The following is a 7,972-nucleotide window of genomic DNA, read 5'->3' as shown; positions in this document are numbered from 1 at the left end:
GTAAAGTGCTCACCCGCCTCTTCATTATTCTCTTCGTTGAATTTACGGATCAACTCTTCAAAAACATAACCCATACCAAGGTTGCTAAGAGCTAGCAGTTTGTTGCCCTCAGGATCTTCTTTCACCTCTGGCGTTAAGTTGATGTATGGCGAGACGAATTTCTCTACCACATCTAACAAAACGTCTTTACCTGCCATGTGGCGGATTTGAGCTTTCAGGTTAAAACACTCAACAATCTCTTTTACGTTGTCACTAAAACCGTTGAGGTAATCTTCAAAGTTAGCCAGCAGAATCTGTTGATTATTGGTCGCTGTATTGAACAGCGTTTGCAGGGTCCACTTAGACGTGTTGTAGAAAACATAACCTGATGCAGCGCACAATGGTGCATCATCAAGCTCAGTTTCATTCATCTCTTCTGTTTGGAATTTAACTTCTTCCAATACCGCTTCCTTTGAAGGCTCTAAAAGTGTATCCAGACGGCGTAGCACCACCATAGGCAAGATAACGTCGCGGTATTTACCACGAACATAGACATCACGAAGACAGTCGTCGGCAATCGACCAAATAAATGAAACGAGTTTGTTATGTACTGAGTGGTCCATAATATTCTTCTTAAAACGATAGTTGCTTGAAATTCAAACAATAACAATAGGGATAATTGGGCAGGATTTTACTGACTTTTGGTGCTAGTAGCGAATAAAACATTGGTTTCTGCTCGCTACTAGCCTCTTGGTTTGATCTGCTATCAAGGTTTAAAACGCTCATCTCAACATACTCACTTAGATGCTTAAATGGATAAGGTGTTACGGTTGGTAGACGATGCCTTAAGTGATAAACGTCAAACAAGTTTTCCACCTCTTCAGGTAGTGCACCAAACGAATGTTTTATCAGGTATAAATGGCTAAAGTTTCTATCTTGCTCTGTGGGCTGCCTTTGCCACCAGCAAAGTACATCCCCTGTTCACGGTTATAGAAGTTAGGAGAGATTCAGAAACGAAAAAGCCCCAGCATTTCTGCTGGGGCTTTAGAATGTGGCGGTGAGTGAGGACTACAAACAAAAGTCTTAACCAAATGATTTAAAACAAAAAATCATCATTAATTAGATTTTTTATACATTAATTTATACGTTTTTGATTTTTGTTATTTAGATCTCATTTCATCGGATTTTTTCGGTGATTTAATGCTTCTTTTCTTCGGGATCGGCACTCTTACCTTCAAATCTGTATGCTCAAAAAACCATTTCAAAATTGCGTACTTTTCTTGACGAACTTGCTCGCTGTCTCCTTTACTTCGCTCCCAATACCCGATAATTTGTCGTCGACCTACTCGATTTAGTTGCTCTGCGACATAGGGCTCATGGCGAAAAATGTCATCAAATATCATCAACAAGCGCTTAACTTGCTTCGCTCTGTATGGGATCCCTCGCTTTTGGTACGGAGCCATTACAGACAAGATTTGGCGTTGAGTATGCTTATTCATTTTTACCCCAAATAGCTGTTAGTGATATTGATTCGGTGATGCCCTAATAACTTAGAAATCTTAAAACGAACAAGTTGATCGCGCTGTTTAGCCTCACTCTCAGTGATATTGAGTACTTGAGCGATGTATTGGTGATGGGCTTTACCATGAGCAATGCTAGCTTGAACCGGACAAGGTACATTCATTGCGTTAAAATACGTTTTGCAAGCCCAATACTTTCGCTCGCCATGGCTGGCATACTTTGCATCGACCAACTTAGTTTGACGCCACGCATAGCTTTGAAAGGCCTTTAACGACAAATGAGAAGGAACGAGAGAATCGTGATCCAAAGAATGTTGGAACTCTGCAACCCGCAGTAGTAATTGATATCTTTCATCAGAAATATCTGCCAAAGGTCTCGGCTGCCCTCCTTTAGTACCTTTCACCAACATAGGAACTGAGCCTTGATGTAATGCTTCGAGTACCTTTGTCGCATCAAGTAGCGCAGCTTCTCTAAACCTCAAGCCAAAAAGTCTCTGCAATTGCATCACAAAACCAACCTCCGGAGTCACATTAGCAAGCACTTTGGCATGAAGCTCTTCACTTACAGAGCGATCTTCGTTCGCAATCCCGGATTTAGGAGTAAAGCACAAGTCGCGCGTTGCATTAATCACACACTTTTCATCCCCCCTCGCTTGTGCGAGGGAGCGATTTACATGCGATAGATAATCACGAGCCGTTGCAGACGAGAATACTTCTTCTTGTACATTGTCTTTTAAAAACTCTCCAAAGGACTGAACATGTCGTTTTTCAACCTCGTTGAGACGTTTGATGCTTGTTGTACTTTTGATGAAGTCAATGAAGTGTTTGATTGCGGGCAACCTTGCCCTGTGGGTATTAGTAACTATGCCTCCTTGATTTTCAAAACTGGCATTGATCAATGCTTTTGCCATGTCCCTCGAGCCCAAGTTGAAGTTTGGCTTAGAGAAATCTCTCGGGGTGTTAGTTAAATGCCCAATATAGCTCTTTTTTTGCATTTTTTACTCCTCTTTAATGAGAAGTAAGCTCAGTATTGTCGATAAAAAGCGGGTGATGATTTTATCCTGAAGGAGAATAAATGCAGTAAACATTGCTTGGGTTAGCACCCGTTCAAGTCCAATTAGAAAACATGTTCAGAGAGTAGAAATATAGCGCATATGCTCAGCCATGGGCCGTTTCGATAAATGATGACGTCGATGGGTTTCGGTGTTCCCTCATAATGAGGTCAATGGGCTTATTGCATCCTCACCTTTAGAACGCTTTCCACACTTTGTGGACCTGAGGGCTTGTTGCATCCTCGTTCTAACTAGTGGCACAGTCGACAGCTGAGTTTGGCTTATTGCATCCTCCACTAGTGGCTATATTTTCTCATTCTCTTCACACTATGTATTGAGTTGGCAGTTAGGATAGTAGCGCCCAAATAGTCTTGCCTACTATCGTTCTCAATCACCAAATAGTGCGTGAACTTCTCAACACTTCTGCCAAGCAAGTTCGGTATCTCTTACCACACCAAGGATGTGGCGATGTTTCGTTCTTCGTCTAATTTCTCTAATTAAATTAGACGAAGCAAGTATCGTGGATTTAGTAACTGCGAATCATCTAAACACTCTATTTTCTCGGTCTCTTGGCAAGCACTTTGTGAGCCTCACTTTGAGTTAGGAATCCTTGAAGCCAATGTGAAAAATGTACAGTTTTCATATGTTCCTCCTTACATGCGTATATGCGATAGATTTAAACGACAATGCGTTCGTCATAAGAGTACTCACAAGTGAACTAGAGAAAAAAATGTCGGTTCAAAAATAGATCTTTCCCCATATCGCTGTAACTACATGCGTCCCACTTGTGTCAGCCACAAGTCTTATCGTTGTGACATTTATTTTCGCTAAGAATTGAAATCTTTTGAGGTTTTGGGGCTTGTGAGACTGAAGGTTTCGGTAAGCTTTGGATAAATCAAAACCGAGTAAGGAGCAAACATGAGCACACAAAAACCAAGAGAACGTAAGAGCATGGCAATTGTCTTCATTGAATGTATTGGGCTCACAGTCAAGGTGACATTTAAAATTTTGTTTTTCTTAGTGGGCGTGTCAGCGTCCGGTGATCGTACGAATGACAAGCAAAGCTATGACCGTGAAAGCCACTTGGGGATCTGTAGAAATTGCCATATGTATCACGAATACTGTTCGTGTTCGTACTTTTACCGTGATTGATACTAACAGAGAAGCCTTTACCGGATTTTAAAACTTACCAGTCAGTTTGCAATGAGCAGACATTCAGGAAGTAGAAAAGAGTCTACACATTGCTTCTGGCACAGATGTAACAGGAGATACCTGAATGAAATATAAAGAGGCTTACTTCACAGCTTACACAACACTTTTCTCAACCTACTATGACAGACAGAAATACGCTACATGGACACAATAAAAGACTTAAACTTTTGTACCTAGAAATTGGAGTCTCTTTCCCCCAAAAAATAAACTAAAATGACAAACATACTCGAATAGACTCCCTATAATTTAGGTAGCTTTTTAAAGGCAAGTGAGCTTAGAGTTTTCTGACCTTTAAACTAAAAACCGAAAATAGGGCTATATTCTGGCTTATAGCCTGCTAGTTCAATCTCACGATAAAACATCATCAGGCTATTCTTATCATGAAACTGTTGAGGTGGGTTATTTGGGATGATAAATATAGGCTTATCTAACGCATCAAACCCAGGTGTAAATGGATTCCCAGTTTCATCGTTATGCCAGAATAATCTCCCTCCAGAAAAGCCTTCTTGAGCAACATTGTTATTTAGGTCTTCGATAATCGTTTCAGCAAAAAAATGAATATTCCCTTTATCTCTTGACTCTTCTCCATATTTTTCGACTGGATTAGTTAGAGCTCTTATTTTGCTGTGAATATTTTGATTGTGAGAATCAACAGTTCTTAAAAATCGAGGACGACTTTCTAATGGTCTCTGATTTATACTCTGCTGCTTTCTAGGTATGATACAAAACAAGTCGTAATCTGCGGTAATCGCTTTTCCTTCTGAAGCTGCACCATCAGACTCTGGCGGATTAGTCATCACTTTTACTGCCCCTTTAGAATCAAAAGCCCTACCGTTAGGGTCAATATAAAAGCCCATATCTCTTCCTTGAAGGTGTACGGAATAAACGTTGGGACTTTCTGTTCCTTTTAAACTACCATGCTTTATAGCAAATTGAATTTGCTCTGCAGACAATACTAGGTCAATAGCTTTTGCCCCTTTTTGTTTTGCGTTTTCAATTGCTCGTTGTTGCTTATCTCTCTTTTCTAAAGGAACCTTTGATTTATCTGGGTCTTCATAAATAAACCCTAACGCACCTGACTTAGCTTTCATATGAAAGTTTTTTGTTGGACATCCTTGAAGAAGATTTATCTGTCCATCTGGGCTAGGAGATCGCAATCCAATAACAATACGATACTTATCCGCTGTCTTTTGAAGTGAGTTAAAAAACAGTAAACTCTCAGGGTCAAATCTAGAACCAATCTGAGAGATCGCATTTTTAATAGAAGCCTCTCTATTTACTCCCTTCTTAAGTAGGGGGCGGGCTATAAAACCATACTCTTTTTCAATGACTTTAGTGTCATTTTCTTGCTTTGACTTATGTATTCCGGACCTATACCGAGATGGAGGAGTAGCTTCCAATAAAACAGAAACATTCCGGATTGACTTGATGCCTAAGGAAGGCTGCTGTCCTTTTGGAGAGTTACTTGCCACTGAAACAGATTGAACAGAAGAGTCTGAAGGGGTTGTAGGAAAAGATATTTTCGGCATAAGTAACTCTCCATTTAATAAAGAGACCTTATCATCTAAGGTCAAACATTAACCTCAAGAGATTATTTCTGAAATATTCTGAAAAGTCTTATTTCATTATGTAAATATAAACTTTATACGTTTAACTATTATCTATCCGCTTACTATTCTCAGTGTTAACAGTGAGATAGGTTCAGAATTGACAAGCGCGCAGTCAGCAGAAATTAGATGTTAGCCAGCCTCACAACTGATCACATCCTTCAATCTACTCTCATCCGTTGACTCAAACTGACCATATTTGGGTTTATGTTCACACCACAATAGAGGTTTTATTGACCCCTCGTCGTATTTGATAAACCTTTGTTTCATAACTATTAGAAGCAACCATATACTGCCTCATTTCGCTGTTTAACTTTGTTCAGCCAAAGGTCTCAGAGGATTGTTGGAGGGCCTAAATATAATTTGAAAATCCCCCCCTCCTTACTCACCCAAGCTCTCGACAGCCCCATTTTTATTTCACTTTCCTTACTAGGAGTCAACCTAGCAAAGCTAGCCCAACTACAGGGCATACTTATCGATAGTATTGGCCACATTTCAAGAACAACTTCCACTCTTTATGCTTTAGCTGGCGCTAGTGAGTAATAAAAAGAGTGTTTTGATTAAGTTATCTGCGAAAGCTCCGCTACGAATTGGTCACTTCACGTTACATGACTACAGGCCAAAAAGTGGACATCTAGACAATATAGTGCCCACTTACCTATTAGTTTACCAATTGGAAGGTAAAAGCTAAATCTCAGCGTAGAAACTTTAAGTATAAAATCTATTCCATAACTAGAGCTAAACACACAAACAGAAACGAGATTAATCGACCTCAAACAGAACACTAACCGAGTAATGTAACCCCAAATACAGACCTATTTAGAATGATTGCGATCTTAATCTGGTTTATATTTTGTTTGTTGAGTTACTTTGCATAGATGAATAGATTTCGAACACAAAAGAGTTCAAACTGCCCCTTGTTTCTTGCAAGCCATAATTTGGTACTCCCTTGCATCGAGGATACGGCTCGTTTTAATGAGTGGTTGCACATATTCAGTTATGAACGCTTTTTGTTGCTTGTGAGACGGGATCTCAAGAGCAGCGCGAACAATGCTGTCTATTAGTTCATTTTCAAAATTCGTATATGGTCTAAAACGAGAAGGCAAGTTGTTTGCAATATAGGAACTCCCATTAGGATTTCGAGTCTCTCCCTTCTCCTTATTCTTGTAGCATAACTCTTTGCTTTCAATTCGGTTTGTTGCAGGGTTGAAAACAGAACACTCTTTTTTCTTCCAATCTGCTTCCTGTGGATACCAATACACATCTTTTTCTGCTAACGGGCTGCCCGCTATTAGCCTAAACTCCTTTTCAAGAGTGGCTAAGACATCCTCATCATCGGGCCTTTCAAGCTTATTCATTGCATCCCAAATCCGCTCTGCAATCTTCGAAACTTCTACAAGTTGAGGGTCACATCCCTTCGATTTAAACAGGTCGAGTACCTGACCATTACACATATCATCAGAACGGTACTTATTACTCGGCCCCATAACTATATTCCATTTAGGCCACAGCAATTTTCCAACGGCTGATTCGATTTTCTTCTGCTCCGCTGGCAAGTCTGGTTGACTCAGCATCTCACTGAGTGCTTCTGGGTTAACAGTGTTATTAGATAACATATCAGATTCAATAAGACGATCTCGTATGAGCTTCTCTTTTATACCAACAGCCTTCAAATATTCATCGGCGACTTGTCTACCTCGCTCAGTTTGAACAGCTTTACTCAAAAACTTGGTTAACATTGATTTACCAATAATATGATGGCCCGACATTGGGATTTCCTTCAGCCTATGTTCAACTTTGTATTCTTTAAGCTTTGGGTACATCTTTTTGATGGTGTCGGAGTCTTTGTCTATCCAAGCACGCTTTGTTTTTTGGGGAGCTGCATAGACACTATCCACCATTTTTTTTAATTGCTTCAAGGCGTCGAGCCTCTTTTTATCATTGCCCTGTTCATTAGTAATTCGTTTGATACTTAGTATCATAGCGTGGCGTTGAGATTCCGCACCACCAAATTGGTATGTTGGATACTGGATGCATTGCATCGTGTCATGAACGGATAGCATGTTGTGAAATTACCTTTTGTGTAAATAAAGAGTAAGAGGATAGGTAAAGCGAGCGAAAACAACAGTGAACATTAGTGATGAGTTATTGCATGCTAAACTGTGGCCAAATAGAGCTGATAAGACGGTTTTTGCAACACACTCCTGAGCATGGTTTTCGCATGACCCGCTATTTTGGTTTTCTGGCCAATAGTGTCGTGGGAGAGACGTTACCGGCAGTACAGTGCTCTGGGTATGGCGCGCCACCCAGAGCCTGTTCCCCCGATTCGATGCGGTCAGATGATCAAAAGTTTTTTAAGAGTGGTTCCCTTTGAGTGCATTCTATGTAGTTGCCGACTGCACGTTGCCGTTTTCCATTCTGGAATAGGCCGACAGCCGCTCGTTAATGAGGCACGGAGTAGGCGTGGCGAAGCCATCACGTGGGAGAGCTCTATCCGAAGTCTGATTTGTCGACAATATCAATAAAAAGACTCATTCCAACCATCAGTCTTATGGATAGATCAACCAATATACTCTACCGATGAAGCATACCCATCATCAAA

6 protein-coding genes and 1 pseudogene are annotated in these 7,972 nt (G+C 40.5%); 1 reads left to right on the top strand and 6 read right to left on the bottom strand.

What is annotated here, in order from left to right:
- From KIO97_RS23730 to KIO97_RS23705, 6 genes and pseudogenes are all read right to left on the bottom strand, one after another.
- Positions 1-602 (bottom strand): type I restriction-modification system subunit M N-terminal domain-containing protein (locus KIO97_RS23730; protein ID WP_285384116.1); only part of this gene is annotated, 602 nt, incomplete at its 3' end.
- Positions 603-762: 160 nt separating this feature from the next.
- Positions 763-974, bottom strand: a pseudogene (locus KIO97_RS23725) (hypothetical protein); the annotation flags it as partial.
- A gap of 165 nt (positions 975-1,139) precedes the next feature.
- Entirely contained in the window at positions 1,140-1,478 is a 339-nt protein-coding gene (locus KIO97_RS23720) for a hypothetical protein (protein WP_285384115.1), read from the bottom strand.
- A 2-nt stretch (positions 1,479-1,480) separates the two neighbouring features.
- Positions 1,481-2,494: an integrase domain-containing protein gene (locus KIO97_RS23715; protein ID WP_285384114.1), complete on the bottom strand. Its 1,014-nt coding sequence runs from the start codon at positions 2,492-2,494 to the stop codon at positions 1,481-1,483.
- A 1,565-nt stretch (positions 2,495-4,059) separates the two neighbouring features.
- On the bottom strand, positions 4,060-5,292 hold the full coding sequence (locus KIO97_RS23710) for a hypothetical protein (RefSeq protein ID WP_285384113.1): 1,233 nt from the start codon (positions 5,290-5,292) through the stop codon (positions 4,060-4,062).
- 983 nt (positions 5,293-6,275) lie between these two features.
- Positions 6,276-7,433, bottom strand: a complete 1,158-nt coding sequence (locus KIO97_RS23705) for a hypothetical protein (RefSeq protein WP_285384112.1) — start codon at positions 7,431-7,433, stop codon at positions 6,276-6,278.
- Between the two features lie 77 nt (positions 7,434-7,510).
- Here KIO97_RS23705 and KIO97_RS27075 point away from each other — a divergent pair, with 77 nt between their 5' ends.
- Positions 7,511-7,744 (top strand): transposase, encoded by a 234-nt coding sequence (locus KIO97_RS27075; RefSeq protein WP_373417338.1) that lies wholly within the window; start codon positions 7,511-7,513, stop codon positions 7,742-7,744.
- Positions 7,745-7,972: the final 228 nt, after the last annotated feature.

The organism is Vibrio sp. B181a (assembly GCF_030248375.1).
Lineage (GTDB): Bacteria > Pseudomonadota > Gammaproteobacteria > Enterobacterales > Vibrionaceae > Vibrio > Vibrio campbellii.
The sequence above is the reverse complement of the archived record's forward strand: the minus strand, read 5'-3'. Positions and strand labels throughout refer to the sequence as shown.